Annotated in this window: 18 protein-coding genes and 1 pseudogene; 10 read left to right on the forward strand and 9 right to left on the reverse strand. The window is 64.7% G+C overall.

The annotated features are described in order from the left end of the window. Positions 1–30: 30 nt before the first annotated feature. From AWB79_RS12025 to AWB79_RS12040, 4 genes are read right to left on the reverse strand one after another with little or no spacing between them, the layout of a single operon-like run. Positions 31–1,311, reverse strand: coding sequence for an NAD(P)/FAD-dependent oxidoreductase (locus AWB79_RS12025; protein ID WP_061167653.1), 1,281 nt, complete (start codon positions 1,309–1,311; stop codon positions 31–33). Beyond that, entirely contained in the window at positions 1,308–1,556 is a 249-nt protein-coding gene (locus AWB79_RS12030; RefSeq protein ID WP_061167654.1) for a (2Fe-2S)-binding protein, read from the reverse strand. The genes AWB79_RS12025 and AWB79_RS12030 overlap by 4 nt, the downstream gene beginning before the upstream one ends. Continuing rightward, complete coding sequence (locus AWB79_RS12035) at positions 1,549–2,679, reverse strand: NAD(P)/FAD-dependent oxidoreductase (RefSeq protein WP_061167655.1); 1,131 nt, start codon at positions 2,677–2,679, stop codon at positions 1,549–1,551. The genes AWB79_RS12030 and AWB79_RS12035 overlap by 8 nt, the downstream gene beginning before the upstream one ends. Then, positions 2,676–3,632, reverse strand: coding sequence for a 4-hydroxyproline epimerase (locus tag AWB79_RS12040; protein WP_061167656.1), 957 nt, complete (start codon positions 3,630–3,632; stop codon positions 2,676–2,678). Before AWB79_RS12040 ends, AWB79_RS12035 begins: the two co-directional genes overlap by 4 nt. A gap of 214 nt (positions 3,633–3,846) precedes the next feature. Here AWB79_RS12040 and AWB79_RS12045 point away from each other — a divergent pair. Then, positions 3,847–3,981, forward strand: a pseudogene (locus AWB79_RS12045) (dihydrodipicolinate synthase family protein); the annotation flags it as partial. A gap of 107 nt (positions 3,982–4,088) precedes the next feature. Here the strand turns inward: AWB79_RS12045 and AWB79_RS12050 are convergent. Next, a complete protein-coding gene (locus AWB79_RS12050; protein ID WP_061167658.1) occupies positions 4,089–4,826 on the reverse strand; it encodes a response regulator transcription factor in 738 nt (245 codons plus the stop codon). A 525-nt stretch (positions 4,827–5,351) separates the two neighbouring features. Here AWB79_RS12050 and AWB79_RS12055 point away from each other — a divergent pair. The 3 genes from AWB79_RS12055 to AWB79_RS39450 all read left to right on the forward strand — a co-directional run bounded on the left by AWB79_RS12055 (position 5,352) and on the right by AWB79_RS39450 (position 8,514). Then, positions 5,352–6,644: an MFS transporter gene (locus tag AWB79_RS12055; RefSeq protein WP_061167659.1), complete on the forward strand. Its 1,293-nt coding sequence runs from the start codon at positions 5,352–5,354 to the stop codon at positions 6,642–6,644. Between the two features lie 115 nt (positions 6,645–6,759). Beyond that, positions 6,760–8,235, forward strand: coding sequence for an MFS transporter (locus AWB79_RS12060; RefSeq protein WP_061167660.1), 1,476 nt, complete (start codon positions 6,760–6,762; stop codon positions 8,233–8,235). A gap of 111 nt (positions 8,236–8,346) precedes the next feature. Further along, positions 8,347–8,514 (forward strand): hypothetical protein, encoded by a 168-nt coding sequence (locus AWB79_RS39450; protein WP_157695755.1) that lies wholly within the window; start codon positions 8,347–8,349, stop codon positions 8,512–8,514. A gap of 82 nt (positions 8,515–8,596) precedes the next feature. Here the strand turns inward: AWB79_RS39450 and AWB79_RS12065 are convergent, their stop codons facing one another. Continuing rightward, positions 8,597–8,869 (reverse strand): hypothetical protein, encoded by a 273-nt coding sequence (locus AWB79_RS12065; protein WP_061167661.1) that lies wholly within the window; start codon positions 8,867–8,869, stop codon positions 8,597–8,599. A 131-nt stretch (positions 8,870–9,000) separates the two neighbouring features. Then, on the reverse strand, positions 9,001–9,819 hold the full coding sequence (locus AWB79_RS12070; protein WP_061167662.1) for a helix-turn-helix domain-containing protein: 819 nt from the start codon (positions 9,817–9,819) through the stop codon (positions 9,001–9,003). A 239-nt stretch (positions 9,820–10,058) separates the two neighbouring features. Here AWB79_RS12070 and motA point away from each other — a divergent pair, with 239 nt between their 5' ends. Beyond that, a complete protein-coding gene (gene motA / locus AWB79_RS12075; RefSeq protein ID WP_061167663.1) occupies positions 10,059–10,931 on the forward strand; it encodes a flagellar motor stator protein MotA in 873 nt (290 codons plus the stop codon). A gap of 30 nt (positions 10,932–10,961) precedes the next feature. Next, entirely contained in the window at positions 10,962–11,942 is a 981-nt protein-coding gene (gene motB / locus AWB79_RS12080) for a flagellar motor protein MotB (RefSeq protein ID WP_061167664.1), read from the forward strand. Between the two features lie 56 nt (positions 11,943–11,998). Here the strand turns inward: motB and AWB79_RS12085 are convergent, their stop codons facing one another. Further along, positions 11,999–12,355 carry an ABC-type transport auxiliary lipoprotein family protein gene (locus tag AWB79_RS12085; RefSeq protein WP_082862347.1) on the reverse strand — a complete coding sequence of 119 codons (357 nt, stop codon included), beginning with the start codon at positions 12,353–12,355 and terminating at the stop codon, positions 11,999–12,001. On the opposite strand from AWB79_RS12085, the gene AWB79_RS12090 reads away from it, so the two are divergent. The 3 genes from AWB79_RS12090 (at position 12,249) to AWB79_RS12100 (ending at position 16,264) form a co-directional block, all read left to right on the forward strand. Then, positions 12,249–12,821 carry a DUF3313 domain-containing protein gene (locus AWB79_RS12090; RefSeq protein WP_061167666.1) on the forward strand — a complete coding sequence of 191 codons (573 nt, stop codon included), beginning with the start codon at positions 12,249–12,251 and terminating at the stop codon, positions 12,819–12,821. The two genes, AWB79_RS12085 and AWB79_RS12090, sit on opposite strands and share 107 nt — an antisense overlap. 110 nt (positions 12,822–12,931) lie before the next feature. Next, positions 12,932–13,474 carry a bestrophin-like domain gene (locus AWB79_RS12095; RefSeq protein WP_198399014.1) on the forward strand — a complete coding sequence of 181 codons (543 nt, stop codon included), beginning with the start codon at positions 12,932–12,934 and terminating at the stop codon, positions 13,472–13,474. Between the two features lie 57 nt (positions 13,475–13,531). After that, on the forward strand, positions 13,532–16,264 hold the full coding sequence (locus tag AWB79_RS12100; protein WP_061167667.1) for an MGH1-like glycoside hydrolase domain-containing protein: 2,733 nt from the start codon (positions 13,532–13,534) through the stop codon (positions 16,262–16,264). 11 nt (positions 16,265–16,275) lie between these two features. Here the strand turns inward: AWB79_RS12100 and AWB79_RS12105 are convergent, their stop codons facing one another. Then, the gene (locus AWB79_RS12105; protein ID WP_061167668.1) at positions 16,276–17,607 is read right to left on the reverse strand and encodes an Nramp family divalent metal transporter; all 1,332 of its coding nucleotides are present in this window, start codon (positions 17,605–17,607) and stop codon (positions 16,276–16,278) included. Between the two features lie 265 nt (positions 17,608–17,872). Here AWB79_RS12105 and AWB79_RS12110 point away from each other — a divergent pair, with 265 nt between their 5' ends. Then, positions 17,873–18,157 carry a DUF4148 domain-containing protein gene (locus tag AWB79_RS12110; protein ID WP_061167669.1) on the forward strand — a complete coding sequence of 95 codons (285 nt, stop codon included), beginning with the start codon at positions 17,873–17,875 and terminating at the stop codon, positions 18,155–18,157. Positions 18,158–18,257 lie beyond the last annotated feature (100 nt).

Here is an 18,257-nt window from a genome sequence, read left to right on the forward strand (position 1 = left end):
CGATGCCGGACAAAATTGGCGCTGCCCCCACTATCCGCCCGACGAATCGATCGCTTCGCGCGCGGCGATCAATGTGTCGATACGCACCGGCGCGAATGGCGGACGCGCCGCCGCGCGCGGCCAGCCGAAGTACACCGACGCCGCCTCGCCGCAGATGCGTCCCTGACACGCGCCCATGCCGCAGCGCGTCTGCAGCTTGGCGTCGCGCCAGTTCGCGTGCGCGGCGACTTCCCCGATCCGCACGTCTTCGCAGCGGCACAGCAAGGTATCGGCGGGGGGAAGCGTCCGGGCCTGCGCACCGAGTTCGAACGCGCGCGCCACGCGCTGCGCGAACGCGCTCCAGCGTTCGCGCTCGCGCACGAGTCGCGCGTCGGCTACGTTGCCGAGCGCCGCGTGCGCCGCGAGCGCGCCTTCCACGCTCGCCAGTTCCATTCCGCCGATGCCAGTGCATTCGCCCGCCGCGAAGACATCGTCGAGCGACGTGCGCTGAGCGTCGTCGACCATGATCGCTCCGTCGCTCATCTGCGTCGCGCAACCGAGCGCCAGCGCGAGCGTCGCGTTCGGCACGAGCCCGTAGCCGCACGCGACGCGTTCCGCCTCGATCGTCTCCTCGCGCCCGCGCGAACGAATCGTGACCGCCTCCACGCGCGCCCTGCCGTGCGCCTTCACGACGACACTTCCCGTCCGATAGCACGCGACGCCAAGCGCGATGGCCTGCTTCAGCTTGCGAGGCGTCAGCGCGAGCGACGCCAGAAAACGGGCGACGCGCAGCGCCGGCGCCTGCTCGACGACCGCGGGCACGCATGCGCCGTGTCGACGCGCGGTATCTGCGGCGGCGAGCAGCAGCGGCCCGCTGCCCGCGATCACGATGCGCTCGCCGCGCACTGGCATGCCGCCCTTGACGAGCGCCTGCAGGCCCCCCGCGCCCGTCACGCCAGGCAGGGTCCAGCCTTCGAACGGCAGCAGCCGCTCGCGCGCGCCTGTCGCGAGAATCAGTTTCGAATAGCCGAGCATGAGCGGCGCGCCGTCGCGTTCGAGCAGAAGTTGCCTGTCGCCGGGCGCGGCGGCGACCTTCGCCGCGCTCATGACGACGAGGTTCGGGTACGCGCGCGATTCGTCGAGCCACTGGCGCAGGCGCGCGTCGGGCGCGAGCGTCGGGCCTTGGCGCCAGATCTGCCCGCCGGGACGCGGATTGTCGTCGACGAGCGCCACTCGCACGCCCGCGCGCGCCGCCACCCGCGCAGCGCTCAGGCCCGCCGGCCCCGCGCCCACGATCGCGATATCGACATGTGCCGCGTGTCCGGGTTTCATCGCATGGTCTCGATGGAAAGTCCTTCGCGGCACACGGTCTGACAGCCGAGCACGTGTTCGCGGCCGTCGACTTTCACGCGGCACTCCTGGCACACGCCCATTCCGCACAACGCGGCGCGCGGTGCGCCGGTGGCCGAGCGCCGCGTCGCGCTCACGCCGGCCATCGCGAGCGCCGCCGCGACGGTCGTAAAGGCGGGCACCGCGAGCGGCGCCCCGTCCACGGTCACGCGCACGAGATCAGCCATCGGCGTGCTCCGCTGCGAATCGTTGTGGAGCGAAAGCGTCGGCATCGAAGGGAAGCGGCTCGCCCAGCATCCGTGCCGCGATGAGCCGCGCGGTGCCGGGCGCGGTGGTCACGCCGAGCCCTTCATGGCCCGCCGCGAGCCAGAGCCGGTCGCCGGGATGACGCGCCGGACCGATCAACGGCAGGCCGTCGGGCGTAGCCGCGCGAAAGCCAGTCCACGCTCGGATCGCATTGAGCGCGCCGATGCCCGGCAGATAGCGCGTCGCGCGGGCGAGCATCGTGCCGAGCACATCGAGCTCGACGGCGGAATCGAGCGTGCCGAACTGGCGCGACGAGCCGATCAGCACCTGGCCCGTGGGGCGCGGCTGCGCGTTGAACGCCACCGACGTGCCGCGCGCATGATGCGCGCTCTTGATATAGCCGAGCTCCACCAGTTCATGGCGGATCGTGCCGGGATAGCGGTCGGTGATCAGCAAATGCCCTTTTTTCGCTTCGAGCGGCACGCCCGCGAGCAGATCCGGCGCCGCGAGCCCGTTCGCGATAAGCACATGCGCGGCCGTGCGCGTCTCGCCGTTCGACAAGGTGACACTGGCGTGCGTGTCGTTCGCATCTACAACGCGCACGGCGCAATCCGTCGATACGCGTATGCGCGGCGACGACGCCAGCAGCCATCGAGCCGCCGCGGGCGCGTAGACGATGGCGTCGTCGTCGATCAGCAGGCCACCTTGCATCGCGTGGCTCACCGCCGGTTCCGCTTCGCGCAACGCGGCAGCGTCGAGCATGCGCGCGCGCACGCCGGCCGTGGCGAATGCATCGCGCATGGTGCGGGCGGCGTCGATCTCTTCGTCGTCTTCGGCGATCCACAGCGTGCCGCAACGCGAGAACGCCTCGCGCGCACTCAGTTGCGGCGCGAGCGCGAGCCACAGTTCACGCGACGCGCGGGCCAGCGCGAACTCGGCGGGCGAATCGTTCATCACGACGATGTGGCCCATGCCCGCCGCCGTCGCGCCGCCGCCGACACCACGTGCATCGAACACATCGACGCACAGCCCACACCGCGCGAGTTCCGCCGCGCACGCCGCCCCGACGATGCCCGCGCCGACGACGATCACATCCGCGTTCATGCGTGCGCGCCGGTCCCGATGTCGATGCCGCGTCTGAACGGATCGCGCTCGTCGAACACGAGACGCCCTTCGCCCATGATGTGCGCGTAGCCTGTGATCGTCGGCACGAGCGTGTCGCCGTCTTTCGTATAACTGCCCTCGAACACGCTGCCGATGATGCTTTCCTGGCGCCACGCCGCCCCCGGCGCGAGCATGCCGTCCGCCGCGAGGCAGGCGAGCTTGGCGCTCGTTCCCGTGCCGCACGGCGAGCGGTCATAGGCGCTGCCGGGGCACAGCACGAAGTTGCGGCTGTCGACGCCCGCGACCGTTGAATCAGCGAACAGCTCGATATGGTCTATGTACGCGCCCGCAGCGCCCGTGATGGCTTGCGCATGCAGCGCGTCGCGGATCGCCCCGGTGAATGCGGTCAGCTCCGGGATGCGCGAGGGCACGAGTTCGCGCCCGTGATCCGCGACGAGAAAGAACCAGTTGCCGCCCCACGCGACATCGCCGCTGAGCGGGCCATGACCCGGCACATCCACCGTGACCGCGCGCAGGTGCCGGTACGCCGGCACGTTGCGCACGCTGACACTGCCGTTTTCGTTGAGCGTCGCATCGACGGGACCCACCGGCGTATCGATCCGGTGCCGCCCCGGCGCGATCCTGCCCGCGTGCGCCAGCGACGCGACCAGCCCGATCGTGCCGTGCCCGCACATCCCGAGATAGCCGACGTTGTTGAAGAAGATGACGCCCGCCGCCGCCGCGGGATCGTCGGGTTCGCACAGGAGCGCGCCGACCATCACGTCCGAGCCGCGCGGCTCCGTGACCATGGCGCGGCGCCAGTGGTCGTTGCGCGTGCGGAACGCGTCGAGACGTTGCGCCAGAGTGCCACCGCCCAGATCGGGGCCGCCCGCGATCACGAGGCGCGTGGGTTCGCCGCCCGTATGCGAGTCGATGATGTCGATGGTTTTCATGCCGCCTATCCTAGAAACGCCCGCGCTGGGCGTCTTGAAGCGGCTTCACGCGTTCGATGACGAAATCGGCATAGTCGCCCAATGCGTAGGAGCGCCATGAACGAGCGTGCGGATACTATGCCGAAATCTGCACGCGGCGCGCGCGCAACGCGCAAGACTTCATATCGTTCGGTGCTTACACTGCCTGTCGTCCCAGCGCTTTCGGACAGCTGCCGTGACGCATATCTGGGAAGGCGACATGCCCGCCGTGACCACCAAGTTCAACGCCGATTCCAGCATAGACCGCGCCTGGACCGCGAAGAATGTCGACGCGCAGATCGAGGCCGGCGTCGACGGCATCATCGTGTGCTCGATACGCGTCCGGAATTGCCGCAGGTTTAAGTCACCCGCAAGAGAGTTCGCGCGCAAATGAAAAGTGCCGTCGCGTGGACGGCACTTTTCGCTAGTCAATTCGCCTTACGCGGCGATCTGGGCGGGATCGGCGAGATTGTCTTCGGCGCCCTCGCCTTCGTCATAGAGATGCAGCAGGCGATAGCCGCTCTTGTACACCGGCTGCAGACGGAAATTGTTGACCGGCTCGATTTCGAGCGCGAGACGCAGACGCGAGACGTGACTGTCGATGGTGCGCGTGGTTTCGCGGAACTCGCGGCCCCAGACCATCGCGAAGATGTGATCGCGCGACAGCACGCGGCCGATATTGGAGAAGAAGAGCTGTGCGAGACGGAACTGCGTGCCGCTCAGCTGCACCGGCTTGCCGCGCACGGTGACGGTCTGCTGACGGGCGTCGAAACGATACGGGCCGACTTCGAGACAGGCATTCGAGCTCGCCGGATACGCGCGGCGCAGCAGCGCCTCGACGCGCGCGCCGAACTCGCCCGGGCGGATCGGATAGACGACGAAGTCGTCCGCGCCGGCCGTCAGCGCGCAGACCACATTGTGCTCGGCGCCGTCCGGCGTCGCGAACATGACCGGCACGCGCTCGCCGAAGCTGGAGCGCACGGATTTCAGCAGATCGAGCCCGCACAGGCCCGTGGAATTCCAGTCGAGAATCAGCAGATCGACCGTGGAGCGGGACAGCGTTTTCGACAGCACGAGGCCGTCGCCGAACGTGACGCAGGTATGGCCGAGTCGTTTGACGACGTCGCTGATGAGATTTCGATAACTTGGGTCGGTTTGCAAAACGGCGACGCGCATAGTGTCTTACCTGATGAGTCCAAGGGACATTGGAGCGGATAACCCGGATGGGGCGACCGCAGGCGTCTCGTTGCGGGAGAGACGGGGATTCAAGCTCGGCATTCTGGGCAGAGCAGTGAACCTTTCCCATCGGACTCATCCGAATTGTCAACGCATGTGACGGCGCTGGAAGGCCGCGCCGGCAGCGTCTGATGCGCGCAACCATCTCAAAAATAGAACGGCTTTTCGCTTTTGAGCCGGCTTCCGTCCTGTAACATCGCGCCTCTGGCTCAAACAGTTCCCGCTTCCGCCGTTTTACCGAGACGTCGCGTGGCAAGCTGCGCCGCGACTGTCCGTCGCAACGCGCAGCGCGGACGACGGGCGGCGGCTCAAGAATCCGCGCCCGTCCGGTTCCTGGCGTGGCGCGCAGCGCACCGCCCGGGCCTTCGATTCGCGTCCACCCGGCGCGTCTGACCTACCCGCAGGGCAAAGCCTCGTCCTATCCGCGCGTCATGCGTGGCTTTTCCACTCACGGGTTTTCTTTCGATGCAGGCAACACCTCTGTCCGACGCCCCGCGCGCGGCCGGCCGCGCCCTCACGCGCGGCGATTACAAGACGCTCACGCTCGCCGCGCTCGGCGGCGCGCTCGAGTTCTACGACTTCATCATCTTCGTGTTCTTTGCGCCGGTCATCGGCCAGTTGTTCTTTCCGCCGTCGATTCCCGACTGGCTGCGTCAATTGCAGACCTTCGGCATCTTCGCGGCGGGTTATCTGGCTCGGCCGCTGGGCGGGATCATCATGGCGCACTTCGGCGACCTGCTCGGCCGCAAGCGCATGTTCACGCTCTCCGTGCTGCTCATGTCCGTGCCCACGCTGTTGATGGGCATGCTGCCCACTTATGCGTCGATCGGCCTTATGGCGCCGGTGCTGCTGCTCCTGTTCCGCGTGATGCAGGGCGCGGCGGTCGGCGGCGAAGTGCCGGGCGCCTGGGTGTTCGTCTCGGAGCACGTGCCGGCGCGCCACGTCGGCTATGCATGCGGCACGCTCACCGCCGGTCTCACCGCTGGCATTCTGCTCGGCTCGCTGATCGCCACCGCCATCAACAAGGCTTTCGTGCCCGCCGAAGTCGCCGATTACGCATGGCGCCTGCCGTTCCTTCTCGGCGGCCTGTTCGGCCTGTGCTCGGTTTATCTGCGCCGCTGGCTGCATGAGACGCCGGTGTTCGCCGAACTGCAGAAACGCAAGGCGATCGCGGCCGAGATTCCGCTCAAGGCCGTGCTGCGCGACCACGGCCGTGCCGTGATCGTGTCGATGCTGCTCACGTGGATGCTGTCGGCGGCGATCGTCGTCGTGATTTTGATGACGCCCACGCTCCTGCAGAAGCAGTTCCACATTGCGCCGGCGACCGTGCTGGTGGCGAACTGCGCCGCGACGCTGTGCCTGACGATCGGCTGCGTGCTGTCGGGCGCGCTCGCAGGACGCATCGGCGCGGGCAAGACGATCTTCATCGGCGGCATTGCGCTGGCTGTTTCGTACTGGCTGATGTTCCAGCAGATCGCGATCGATGCGTCCGCGCTGCTCGCGTGGTACGCGCTCGCGGGCTTTTTCGTCGGCGTGATCGGCGCGATTCCGTTCGTGATGGTCAACGCGTTTCCGCCCGCCGTGCGCTTCTCGGGCATCTCGTTTTCGTACAACGTCGCGTATGCGGTGTTCGGCGGACTGACGCCGATCGTCGTCTCGCTGATGATGAAATCGAGCCCGATGGCGCCCGCGATCTACGTCGGCGCCTTGTGCGCGGTCGGCGCGCTGACGACGCTTTTCATCCGTAAAGCGCGTTAAACGCCTCCGAGCGAGTTCGAGAAAATGGCGCACCGCAAAAGCGGCGCGCCATTTTTTTCATCCGGCTTTCACGTTTCAGGCCGCAGCGAAACATCGAGCGCGGCGCACGCCTAGCATGAAGGCCATGAACTCGAACCTTTCCTCATCCGAATCGCGTCTGTCCACACGGCAGATGCTCGTCGTGACGGCGACCAGCGTCGGCTTCGTCGTCTCCCAACTCGATGTCTCCATCGTCAATGTCGCGCTCGCGAGCATCGGCCATGATCTCGGCGCGAGCGTCGCGAGCCTGCAATGGACCGTCGACAGTTACGCGCTCGCGTTCTCGGCGCTGATGCTCTCGGCGGGCTCGCTCGGCGACCGCTTCGGCGCGCGGCGCATGTTTCTGGGCGGTCTCGCGCTGTTCGCGCTGGCCTCCCTCGCTTGCGCCTTCTCGCGCGACGCGCCGCAACTGATCGCCGCGCGCGCGTGGCAGGGCGTCGGCGCGGCGGCGATGCTGCCGAATTCGCTCGCGCTGCTGAACGTCGCGTGCGGCCACGACCGGCGTCTGCGCGCCCGCGCGGTCGGCCTGTGGACCGCGGCGGGCGCGGTGTCGATCGCGGCGGGGCCGATCGTCGGCGGTGTGCTGATCGCGGCATTCGGCTGGCGCAGCATCTTCTGGGTGAATCTGCCGATCTGCATCGCCGGCGTCGCGGCGACCTTGCTCTGGGTCGAAAACGCGCGCCCGAAGGACGCGGCGCATGCGCGCGGCATCGATCTGCCGGGCCAGGCGCTCGCGATCGCAGCGCTGGCGGCGTTCGTCGGCGCGGTGATCGAATTGCGTCCGCTGGGATTCGCGCATCCGCTGGTCGCTGGTGGCCTCGTGCTGGCGCTGGCGGCGGGCGGCGCGTTCATCGCGGTCGAGCGCAAAAGCCGTGCGCCGATGCTGCCGCTTTCGCTCTTTTCGGAACGTACGTTCAGCGCCGCGGTGATCTTCGGAATCGGCGTGAATCTCACCTACTATGGAATGGTGTTCGTGCTGAGCCTGTACTTGCAGCGCGTGCTCGGCCATACGCCTTTGCAGACCGGCCTCGCCTTCCTGCCTCTGACGGGCGGCTTCCTGATCTCGAATCTCGTGAGCGGCCCCGTGGTGGCGCGCTTCGGCTCGCGTGGCCCGATGATCGCGGGGGCGCTGCTCGACGCCGCCGGTTTCGCCGCGCTCGGCTTCGTCGATGCGACGACGCCCACCACAGCCCTGCTCGTGCCGTTTCTGCTGATTCCGTCCGGCATGGGACTGGCGGTTCCTGCGATGACGACCGCCTTGCTCGGCACCGTCGGCCAGCAGCGAGCGGGGACGGCCTCGGCGGTGCTCAACACGGCGCGGCAGGCGGCGGGCGCGATCGGCGTCGCGGCCTTCGGCGCGCTGGCCGGTCACGGAGAAGGCGCGGCGGGAGCGTTGCAGATCGTCGATGCGGTGCGCTGGTCGGCGGGGATATCGGTCGCGTTACTGTTGTGCGCCGCACTGTGCGCGCGTTGGGTCGGCAAACAGCCGGGCGCGCGCGAATCAGGAGAACGTCGGCGTGCCTGCGGCCCGGTCCCGGACGAAGCCGAATGACGGGCGACATGCGGCGGGAACGCGTGTTGCAAGCGTCGAGGCAGCGCGCGTCCAGAGACGAGCCAGCGCGCACGCCATCGACCCGATCAGGAACATATCAAGGAGAACATCATGTCGACGTCGCCACGCTCGCCCGAGGAGCCGCAGGAACCGGACCCCGACAAGCTGCTCGACCCGGACGCGCCGCCCAATCCCGAAGATCCCGACATGCCCGACGGGCCCGACTCCGCCACGCCGATCGTGCCCGCCGATCCGAAGAACGGCGAGCCACGCATGTAAAGGCGCTCGTCCCGGAAAAACAGCAATGCCCGCGCGGCCGGTCGGGACGCGCGGGCATTTTTGCGCCGTGTAGCGAAGAAAACTACAGGCTCGTGGTCTGCACCGCGCCCGTTTCCAGCGCCCGCTCGATCAAGGCCTCCTGCTGCGCCTTGCGCACGGCGTCGGCCAGCAGCGTGTCGGGCGCTTCCACTTCCGCCTTGATCGCACCGATGATGCCGTCGGCCTCCACGATCACGAGCGATTCCGCCGAATCCGCGCGGCTGATGATGACGCGCGGCGGACCGCCGCCCTCCGCGATGCTCGCGCAGAACTGCATCTTTTGCCCGCCGATCACTTGCTCGAATGTTTGAATCATCGCTGTCTTCCGCGTTGGTTGGACAAAAGCTGACAAAGGCTGCACACCGTTCGGCCCGCAGCCCGCTTTTTCATTGATCCGCGCAGGCGCGCCAGGTTCAATTCTGTAAGCTGGCGCGCAGCGACGCAAGTTCAACGTCTTGCATCGGCGAGGCCTCGCAGGATGCGTGCCGTCGCGTCGTCGGCGGGAAAGAATGCTTCGATCGCCAGTTCGGACAGCGTGATATCGACAGGCGTGCCGAACACGGTCGTCGTACTGAAGAACGACAGCTGGCCATGCGGCGTGCGCATTTTCAGCGGCACGAGCACCGGATCGGGCTCGCCGCGCGTCGCGTTGCGCGCATGCGCCGGTGCGGGATACGCCTCCAGTTCCACGAGCAGCGCGGCGAGCGTGGCATCGCCGGAAACGTCGACCTGCCGCCGCAGACGCGCGAGCAGATGCGCGCGCCACTCGTGCCAGTTGTCGATGCTGTCGGCGAGCCCGCGCGGATGCATCGACAGCCGCAGCACGTTGACCGGCGGCGCGAGCAACCCCGCGTCCGCCGCCGCGACCAGCGGCGCGAGCGCTGCGTTGGCCGCGACCATGGTCCAGTGACGATCGACGGCAAGCGCCGGATACGGTTCGTGCCCCTTCAGCACGAGATCGACCGCGCGCCGCGCCGCGGCGAGCTGCGGATCCGCGAGCGCGCGCTCGCGATACAGCGGCGCGTAGCCGGCCGCGACGAGCAGCGTGTTGCGCTCGCGCAGCGGCACGTCGAGCTGCTCGGCCAGGCGCATCCGCATTTCGCGGCTGGGCAGCGAGCGCCCGGATTCGACGAAGCTCAGATGGCGTGTCGAGACGTCGGCCTCGCCCGCGAGATCGAGCTGGCTCATGCGTCGTCTCTGGCGCCACTCGCGCAGCAGCGCGCCGACGGTGGATTGCGCTTCGGGCAGTGTGAGGGTCGAGTTCATGCACGCGATGTTAGACCAGCCCCGCGCACACGATCCATTACCTGCGACGTAAGCCCGATCGAACGAACGTAAGATTTACATCGCAAACGCTTGCGCAGAAAAACTTGCGCGCATAACCCTAAATCTCCCGTCTTTCAGGCCGTTAAGAGCCAACAACAGCGAACAATGCGTCGCGAGCCGTGCGCGACTCCATTCCGAGCACGCACGGCCCGCGACGCCCGGACATTTGCGGAGAAATCATGTTTGTCATCATCGGATGGGTGGTGGTCATCGGCTCGGTGATCGGAAGCTTTATCGGCGTCGGCGGCCACCTCGCCGCGCTCGTGCAGCCGTTCGAGCTGCTGTGTATTTTCGGCGCGGCGATCGGCGCGTTCGTCGTGTCGAATCCGACTGCGACGCTGAAGAAAACCTTGCAGTCGATTCCGAAGGCGTTCAAGGGCGGCGGCTACACGAAGGAAAAGTATCTCGCGCTGATCGCGCTGCTTTATGAACTGCTCCAGAAAGCGCGCAAGGAAGGAATGATGGCGCTCGAAGCCGATGTCGACGCGCCCGAATCCAGCCCCGTGTTTCAGAAGTACGAACACGTGATGGCCGATCATCATCTGCTCGATTTCATCGTCGACTATCTGCGCATGATGTCGGCGGGCAACGTCAACGCGCTCGAAATGCAGGACCTGATGGACGAAGAACTCGAGACGCATCACACGGAAAGCTCGATCGCGGCGAACGCGATCCAGAAGATGGCCGACGGCCTGCCGGCTTTCGGTATCGTCGCGGCGGTGATGGGCGTGGTGCACACGATGGGCTCGGTGGGCGCCGCGCCCGCCATTCTCGGCGAGATGATCGCGGGCGCGCTGGTCGGCACGTTCCTCGGCATTCTGCTGGCGTATGGCTTCATCGGTCCCCTCGCCGATCTGCTCAACGCGAAGGGCGCGGCCGAAGCCAAGCCTTTCCAATGTGTGAAGTCGGTGCTGCTCGCGTCGATGAACGGCTATGCGCCGACGATCGCCGTCGAGTTCGGCCGCAAGGTGCTGTTCACGGCGGACCGTCCGAGCTTCAAGGAACTGGACGACGCGGTCCGCGCGACCAAGATGCCGAAGGCGGCTTCGTAATCACACTGCGCACACGAGGGATTTACGCTCATGGCTGAGAAACCGTCACGCGATCCGCTGCAGTCGGTGCTCGCGCCCACCGTGGTGGTGAAGCGCAAGAAGAAGGCGCACGGACATGGCCATCACGGCGGTGCGTGGAAGATCGCGTATGCCGACTTCGTCACGGCGATGATGGCGTTCTTTCTGCTGATGTGGCTGCTCGGGTCGACATCGAAGTACGACAAGGAAGGCATCGAGCAGTACTTCAATACGCCGCTGTCCGCGCTCTTCGGTAACGATGGCGGCGCGTCGGCGCATACGAGCGTGATCACGGGCGGCGGCAAGGACTTGTCGAGCTCGCGCCCGGGCGAAGGCAACAAGAGTCAGACGCAGCCCGTGCCGCAGACGATCGCGCGCGCGGCGGTCGCCATGGACGACATGCAGAAGCTGCAGCAACTCAAGCAGAAGCTCATGGCGCTCATCGAGCAGATGCCGGCACTGCGCGCATTCAAGGACCAGATTCGCATAGCCATCACCAGCGAAGGGCTGCGCATCGAGATCGTCGATTCGCTCAAGCGGCCGATGTTCGCGTCGGGTAGCTCGAAGCTCGAAAGCTATGTGACGACGATTCTGACCAACATCGGTGCGTCGCTGAACGATGTCGATAACCGTGTTTCGATCGCGGGCCATACCGATGCCGTGCCCTATTCCGGAAGTCAAACGGGATATTCGAACTGGGAGCTTTCGAGCGAACGCGCGAATGCGGCAAGACGTGCGCTGGTTGCCGGCGGCATGAAGGAAAGCAAGGTGCTGCAGGTTCGGGGCCTCGCGGATGTGCTGCCGCTCAACAAGGAAGTCGTCGATGAACCTACGAATCGGCGCATCAGTATTCTCGTGTTGAACAAGGCTGCGGAACAGGCGTTTTTCCGTGATGGCGGAAGAACGACCGTGGATGAGACGCGGCCGGTCGACAACGCGATTCCTGCGGCGGTGTCGGCGAAGTCCAATGCGCCGGTGGCAGTGGTGAAGTAACGAACGGTCGATGTTATCGAGAACGAGCGTCATGTCCAACAGGCATGACGCTTTATTCATTTAGCGTCGATACTCGCTTCGAAGATTCGGCCCGATGCACTCGGCGGCTTCTTTTTGATCGCGGACATGATCGCATCAGCCATGTCGCCGCTCACGGCCGCTAGGGCCCGGCTCTGTGCGTCGACGAGCGCATCGTAGTCGTCGCCCTCGACGCGTTGAAGCACGACGGACCTTCCGTTGAGCACCTTGTCCTGACCGGGCGTCAGTATCGACCACGAAACGGACAGCGCGACGGCCGAGCCCGGCATGGAGTCGAACGCGCGCACGTTGATCGCCAGGCGGACGACCGGCCTGTCCGTCGTCTGTGCATTAGTCGAAACCAGCGAATCGCGAAACAGCCCCTTGAGATCCAGCCTTCAGCAGACCCAGGATCCCAACGGAGAGACATTCCTGAGATACGTCAATCCCAGGCTCAGCCCCGCGAACTACAGCGCAGTCATGGTCGAGCCGATTTCGATGTACCCGACAGCCGAGCCAGGCGATCAGTTGAGTCAGGCGACGATCGACCAGATTCGCAGTTGCGGCACGACTTGCCTGAGACAGGCCATAGGTTCGAGAGTACGCGTCGTGGAAGCGCCCGGCGCGCGCGTGGTCAAGCTGCAAGTGGCCGTAACCGGCGTCGCCAATACGGCGGAGGGGCTCAAACCTAACCAGGTCGTACCCATGGCCTTCGTCGCGACCATGGCGGTCAATAGTGTCGCGGGCGCGCCGCAGATGGCGAAGCTGCTCGTCGATGCGCTCGCGACAGACAGTCGTGCGCACGCATACCGGCGAGCGCTTGCCGCGCGTCGTATCGAATACGCCGGTGATCACGTTTGAGCGGTCAAGCCGATCATGGACGACTGGTGCGACTCCGTCTCGAAGTCTGTCGCACAATTCGTCAAGCGCTCGATAGCGGGCGCAAGCCTGTTCGATACCGAGCTGCCAGCGTGACACATGACGCCGCCAATGTGATCCTGCTCGATCGCACGCTGGCGCGCTATGGGCCGCAGACCGGGGAGATTCGGGCCATGCTGAAGCAGGCTGTCACCGTGGCGGTCCAGCAGGTGGCATCGGGGGAACCTGCGCAACTGGCGAGGCTGCACAGCCCCGAGGCCCTTGCACGGGCGGAATTTATCGAGCGCAAACTCAAGGAACTCTCGCCCCTGAACGACATGCAGCGCAGCTTGCAGACTCGCGCGATCGAGCTGGCCGACAACGCGCTGGCCGTACGCGAACTGGGCTTGCTGGAGGGAACGGGGGCGACTCCCAACGCACGGCTGCTTACACTCGTGTTCTGGCTGTGTATTATCTTTGGTGCGTTCGGACTGTTTACGCCAGCAAATGCGACGGTCACCATCGCTTTGTTTCTCGGCGCGCTGTGCACGTCCATCGCGATCTTCCTGATTCTGGAATTGAATACGCCACTCGATGGTCTGGTGACAGTATTGCTGTCGCCGATGCGCGAAGCAATCGCGGTCCTTGGCCACTAGCGGCGAAACGATGTCATCCTCAATCCTCAGGCAGGCGCGCCGCCAAGGAGACAAGACATGTGTGCTGCGATCGCCGATGCGACCGAAGAACAAAAGCGCCTCAATGACGCACGTGTCGCGCAGATCCCGTGGAAGAAGTGGGGACCATACCTCAGCGAACGACAATGGGGAACGGTACGCGAAGACTACAGCGACAACGGCGACGCCTGGAATTACTTCACGCATGATCATTCCCGCTCGCGCGCCTACAGATGGGGAGAGGACGGACTCGGCGGATTGTGCGACGACCAGCAGCAGTTGTGCTTTGCGCTTGCGCTCTGGAACGGGCGCGACGCGATCCTGAAGGAACGTCTCTTCGGCCTGACGAATAGCGAAGGCAATCATGGCGAGGACGTGAAGGAATACTACTTCTACCTCGACAGCACGCCGACGCACTCGTACATGAAATATCTGTACAAGTATCCGCAGCAAGAATATCCGTACGCGAATCTGGTCGAGACCAACCGTGGACGATCGCGCAACGAACTCGAATACGAACTGCTCGATACCGGCGTCTTCGACGACGACCGGTATTTCGACGTGTTCGTGGAGTACGCGAAGGCAGGTCCGGAAGATATCTTCGTGCGCATTTCCGTGCATAACCGTGGCGCAGAGGAAGCGCAATTGCAGCTTTTGCCGACGCTATGGTTTCGCAATACCTGGTCGTGGGGGCTGGACGATCGCAGACCGTCGCTAAGTGAAGCCGGCGCCGGCGTCATTCGCGCGACGCATCACGAACTGGGCGAATACTGGCTCCATTGCGATGGCACAGCAGAACTGGTCTTCACGGAAAACGAGAGCAACGCACAACGTCTGTGGAATCAGCCGAACGAGTCGCCTTATGTGAAGGATGCCTTCCACGCGTATGTGATCGCGGGACGGCGCGACGCCGTCAATCCCGCAAGGACGGGCACCAAGGCCGCGGCTCGATATGTGTGCGACGTGCCGGGCGGAGGTAGCGCGACCATCCGCTTACGTCTGACGGCAAGCGCGCAGAATCGGGATCATGCCTTCGACGCCTTCGAGCGAACCTTCGCGGACCGTATCGCCGATGCGGACGCGTTCTACGATCGCGTCGTCCCGAAGTCACTGAGCGAAGACAAGCGCCGGGTGCACCGCCAGGCTCTGGCAGGCATGTTGTGGGGCAAGCAGTACTACTACTTCGACCTGGAACGGTGGCTGCGCGAGCACCAGAGCCACCCTTTGCTCGGAGCGGCCCGAAATAACGTGCGCAATGCCGAGTGGTTCCACATGCTGAATGCCGACGTGATCTCGATGCCCGACAAGTGGGAATATCCGTGGTACGCGGCCTGGGACCTGGCGTTTCATACGATTTCGCTGGCGCTCGTCGATTTCGATTTCGCCAAGGAACAGTTGCTGTTGATGTTGCGCATCCTGTATGTCCATCCGAGCGGCCAGATTCCGGCCTATGAGTGGAACTTCAGCGACGTCAATCCACCGGTGCATGCCGCCGCCACGCTCTGGCTCTACAAGTACGAGAAAGCGCTGGGACGTTCCGACCCGCGCTTTCTCGAACGCTCGTTTCAGGGCTTGATGCTCAACTTCAACTGGTGGGTGAACCGAAAGGACCCTTCGGGCCGCAACGCGTTCGCGGGTGGCTTCCTCGGCCTCGACAACATTGGCGTGTTCGATCGCAGCGCGCAGCTTCCCACGGGCGGCTCGCTCGAACAGGCGGACGGCACCGCGTGGATGGCGTTCTATTGCCAGAGCATGCTCGAGATGGCGATCATCCTCGCCGAGTACGACCCGATGTACGAGGAGATCGCCTTCAAATTCGTGCAGCATTTCATGTGGATCGCCTACGCGATGGACCGGCGTGGCGAACATCCGGACGAGATGTGGGACGAGCAGGACGGCTTCTTCTACGATCTGCTCCGGCTGCCCGACGGCCAGACCATGCGCCTGAAGGTGAGATCGATGGTCGGCTTGCTGCCGCTGTGCGCATCCACGGTGTTCGAAGCCGATGCCCTCACGCGCTGTCCGAAACTGCTGGAGCTAATCACGCAATTCCGACAGCGTTACCCCGAGCTGCTCGCCCACGTCGCGCCGACGGACGCCGGCTTCATCGGCCATGGAGACAGAAGGCTCCTGTCGATCCTGAACAAGCGCAAACTCGAACGCGTACTGGGCTACCTGCTCGACGAAAAAGAGTTCCTCGGGCCGCATGGCATTCGCTCGCTCTCTCGCCATCATCTCGACCATCCCTACGTGCTCAACATCGGCGGGCTCGATTACTCGGTGCAGTATCTGCCCGCCGAATCGAACACCGGGATGTTCGGCGGAAATTCCAACTGGCGCGGTCCGGTCTGGATGCCGGTGAATCTCTTGATCATCAGGGCGCTGATGAATCTCTACGGCTTCTTCGGCGACGAGTTCAAGGTTGAATGCCCGACCGGATCAGGACGGCATATGACTCTGTTCGAAGTGGCGCAAGAGATCGTCCGCCGGCTGACGGGCACGTTTCTGCGTGACGCAGACGGGAGACGCCCCGTCTACGGCGGGACGGACAAGTTCCAGAACGATCCGCACTGGCGTGACCTGATCCTGTTCTACGAGTATTTTCACGGCGACAACGGCGCGGGACTTGGCGCCAGTCACCAGACGGGCTGGACAGGCCTCGTCGCACCGCTGCTGGACCTGTTCGGACGTATCGACGCCCGAAGCGTCCTGGAAAGCGATCGCTGGCGCGTCATGGCCGGCGTTGTCGGTCAGCAGGACGGGCAAGCATGAAAGGACCGATTTCAGCCCACCCACTCGCCTACCGTCTGCACCACCAGCCAGACATTCGCCGCGCTGATCACCGCAAACAGCGCCCACGCAACGAGCTTCATGTGGGGCTTGTTGGCGAACGTCCCCATCAGCGCACGATCGCTCGTCATCCGGATCAGCGGATAAAGCGCGAACGGCAGTTGCAGACTCAGCACGACCTGACTCGCCACGAGCAGCTTGCCCACCGCGCCGTTCCCCAGAACATAAACCCCGATCAACGCCGGCACCAACGCAAGCGCCCGCGTGATGAACCGCCGCTGATAGCAAGGAATCTTGAGCTGTAGAAACCCTTCCATGATGACCTGGCCGGCAATGGTCCCGGTGAACGTCGAACTCTGACCTGACGCGAACAACGTCACTGCAAACAGAATCGCCGCCAGCCCTGTCCCGACAATGGGCGCAAGCAACTTATAGGCATCCTCGATCTCGGTGACCTGCGTATGTCCCGTCGCATGAAACGCGGATGACGCGAGAATCAGGATCGCCGCATTGATCAGCAGCGCGAGAATGAGCGAAACGATCGTATCGAGCCGTGACAGATTGATGGCCGATGCAAGGCTCCTGACATCGCGCCTGACTACCCGCGTCTGCACGATCGACGAATGCAGATAGAGGTTATGCGGCATCACCGTCGCGCCGAGAATGCCGATCGCGAGATAAAGCGGCTCACGATCGCTCAACGCGTGAATCGATGGCACAAGGCCCGCCGCAACCGAAGGCCAGTGCGGCTTCACCAGCACGAGCTCGACCACATATCCCAAGCCGATGGTCGCGATGAGCCCGAGCATGATCGCCTCAAGATCGCGAAAGTTCTTGCCCTTCAATCCGAGCACGATGAGCGTGTCGAAAGCGGTGAGCACGACGCCCCAGATCAGCGAAACGCCGAACAGCAGGTGAAACGCGAGCGCCCCGCCTAGCACTTCGGCCAGATCGCACGCGACGATCGATAACTCCGCGAGCAACCACTGTATGTTCGCGACCGGCTTCGCATAGCGCTCGCGCGATAACTGCGCGAGATCCTTTCCGGTAACGATGCCGAGCCGCATCGACAGACATTGCAACACCATTGCCGCGAGACTCGACAGCACGACCACGAAGAGCAGGCTGTTTCCATAACGCGACCCGGCTTCGATATCCGTCGCCCAGTTGCCGGGGTCCATGTAGCCGATGGAAATCAGCAACCCTGGACCCGCGAACTGCAACAGCTTCTTCCAGAGCGGTGCACCCGGCGAGACGGCGACCGAGCCTTTGACTTCGGACGGACAGAACGGCGCGGTGGCGGTAGTCGGCAGTTTGAACGGCAATTTATCGATCCTGGTGCAAGAGATAGGTCAGGGCAATATGCAACGCGCGCCTCGCTTACAGAACGCCTCAAGCGCGCGAGTCTATCACCGGCCATGCAGCTTTACAGACAGCCTGGATAGCCTTCAAAGCTCATTCAACGCTCGCTCCATTCTGACCAGTGCGCCATGCGCTCGACAGCATGTCGTCACGGTACGACAAATAGAATCGTCAGCGTGGCGTACACGGTCCACGCCGCGCCGATTCAATCTTGTCAGGGAGTCCGCCATGAAACTCGCACTAGGTATCGCCGCCATTGCCCTCGCCGCCGCGCCGCTTGCAGCACTCGCACAATCCGATGGCCTCACGCGCACCCAGGTCAAACAGGATCTGCAGCGCGTCGAGCAGGCAGGCTACAACCCGTCCGAACGCGACACCTTCTATCCGAACGACATCCAGGCCGCCGAGGCCAAGGTCAGCGCGCAGAGCGCCTATGGCGGAGCCGCGCCGGAAGGCACATCCGCATCCGGCCGCACGATGTCCACCACGCCGCTCGGACAGACGCCGCAATAACGAACGAACGCTCGTCATCCGATCCCCACACGAGACCCGCGCGGCTCCCGCCATGCGCGAATGATCCGCGCCGTCTCGCCCACCTTCGAATCCCTCGATC

Source organism: Caballeronia hypogeia (genome assembly GCF_001544875.2).
In the GTDB taxonomy this organism is placed as follows: domain Bacteria; phylum Pseudomonadota; class Gammaproteobacteria; order Burkholderiales; family Burkholderiaceae; genus Caballeronia; species Caballeronia hypogeia.

What these genes read in the sequence shown, in the direction of transcription:
- AWB79_RS12025 (WP_061167653.1), bottom strand. Translation starts at nt 1,311, where the DNA reads ATGAAACCCGGACACGCGGCACATGTCGATATCGCGATCGTGGGCGCG.
- AWB79_RS12030 (WP_061167654.1), bottom strand. Translation starts at nt 1,556, where the DNA reads ATGGCTGATCTCGTGCGCGTGACCGTGGACGGGGCGCCGCTCGCGGTG.
- AWB79_RS12035 (WP_061167655.1), bottom strand. Translation starts at nt 2,679, where the DNA reads ATGAACGCGGATGTGATCGTCGTCGGCGCGGGCATCGTCGGGGCGGCG.
- AWB79_RS12040 (WP_061167656.1), bottom strand. Translation starts at nt 3,632, where the DNA reads ATGAAAACCATCGACATCATCGACTCGCATACGGGCGGCGAACCCACG.
- AWB79_RS12050 (WP_061167658.1), bottom strand. Translation starts at nt 4,826, where the DNA reads ATGCGCGTCGCCGTTTTGCAAACCGACCCAAGTTATCGAAATCTCATC.
- AWB79_RS12055 (WP_061167659.1), top strand. Translation starts at nt 5,352, where the DNA reads ATGCAGGCAACACCTCTGTCCGACGCCCCGCGCGCGGCCGGCCGCGCC.
- AWB79_RS12060 (WP_061167660.1), top strand. Translation starts at nt 6,760, where the DNA reads ATGAAGGCCATGAACTCGAACCTTTCCTCATCCGAATCGCGTCTGTCC.
- AWB79_RS39450 (WP_157695755.1), top strand. Translation starts at nt 8,347, where the DNA reads ATGTCGACGTCGCCACGCTCGCCCGAGGAGCCGCAGGAACCGGACCCC.
- AWB79_RS12065 (WP_061167661.1), bottom strand. Translation starts at nt 8,869, where the DNA reads ATGATTCAAACATTCGAGCAAGTGATCGGCGGGCAAAAGATGCAGTTC.
- AWB79_RS12070 (WP_061167662.1), bottom strand. Translation starts at nt 9,819, where the DNA reads ATGAACTCGACCCTCACACTGCCCGAAGCGCAATCCACCGTCGGCGCG.
- motA (WP_061167663.1), top strand. Translation starts at nt 10,059, where the DNA reads ATGTTTGTCATCATCGGATGGGTGGTGGTCATCGGCTCGGTGATCGGA.
- motB (WP_061167664.1), top strand. Translation starts at nt 10,962, where the DNA reads ATGGCTGAGAAACCGTCACGCGATCCGCTGCAGTCGGTGCTCGCGCCC.
- AWB79_RS12090 (WP_061167666.1), top strand. Translation starts at nt 12,249, where the DNA reads ATGGAGTCGAACGCGCGCACGTTGATCGCCAGGCGGACGACCGGCCTG.
- AWB79_RS12100 (WP_061167667.1), top strand. Translation starts at nt 13,532, where the DNA reads ATGTGTGCTGCGATCGCCGATGCGACCGAAGAACAAAAGCGCCTCAAT.
- AWB79_RS12110 (WP_061167669.1), top strand. Translation starts at nt 17,873, where the DNA reads ATGAAACTCGCACTAGGTATCGCCGCCATTGCCCTCGCCGCCGCGCCG.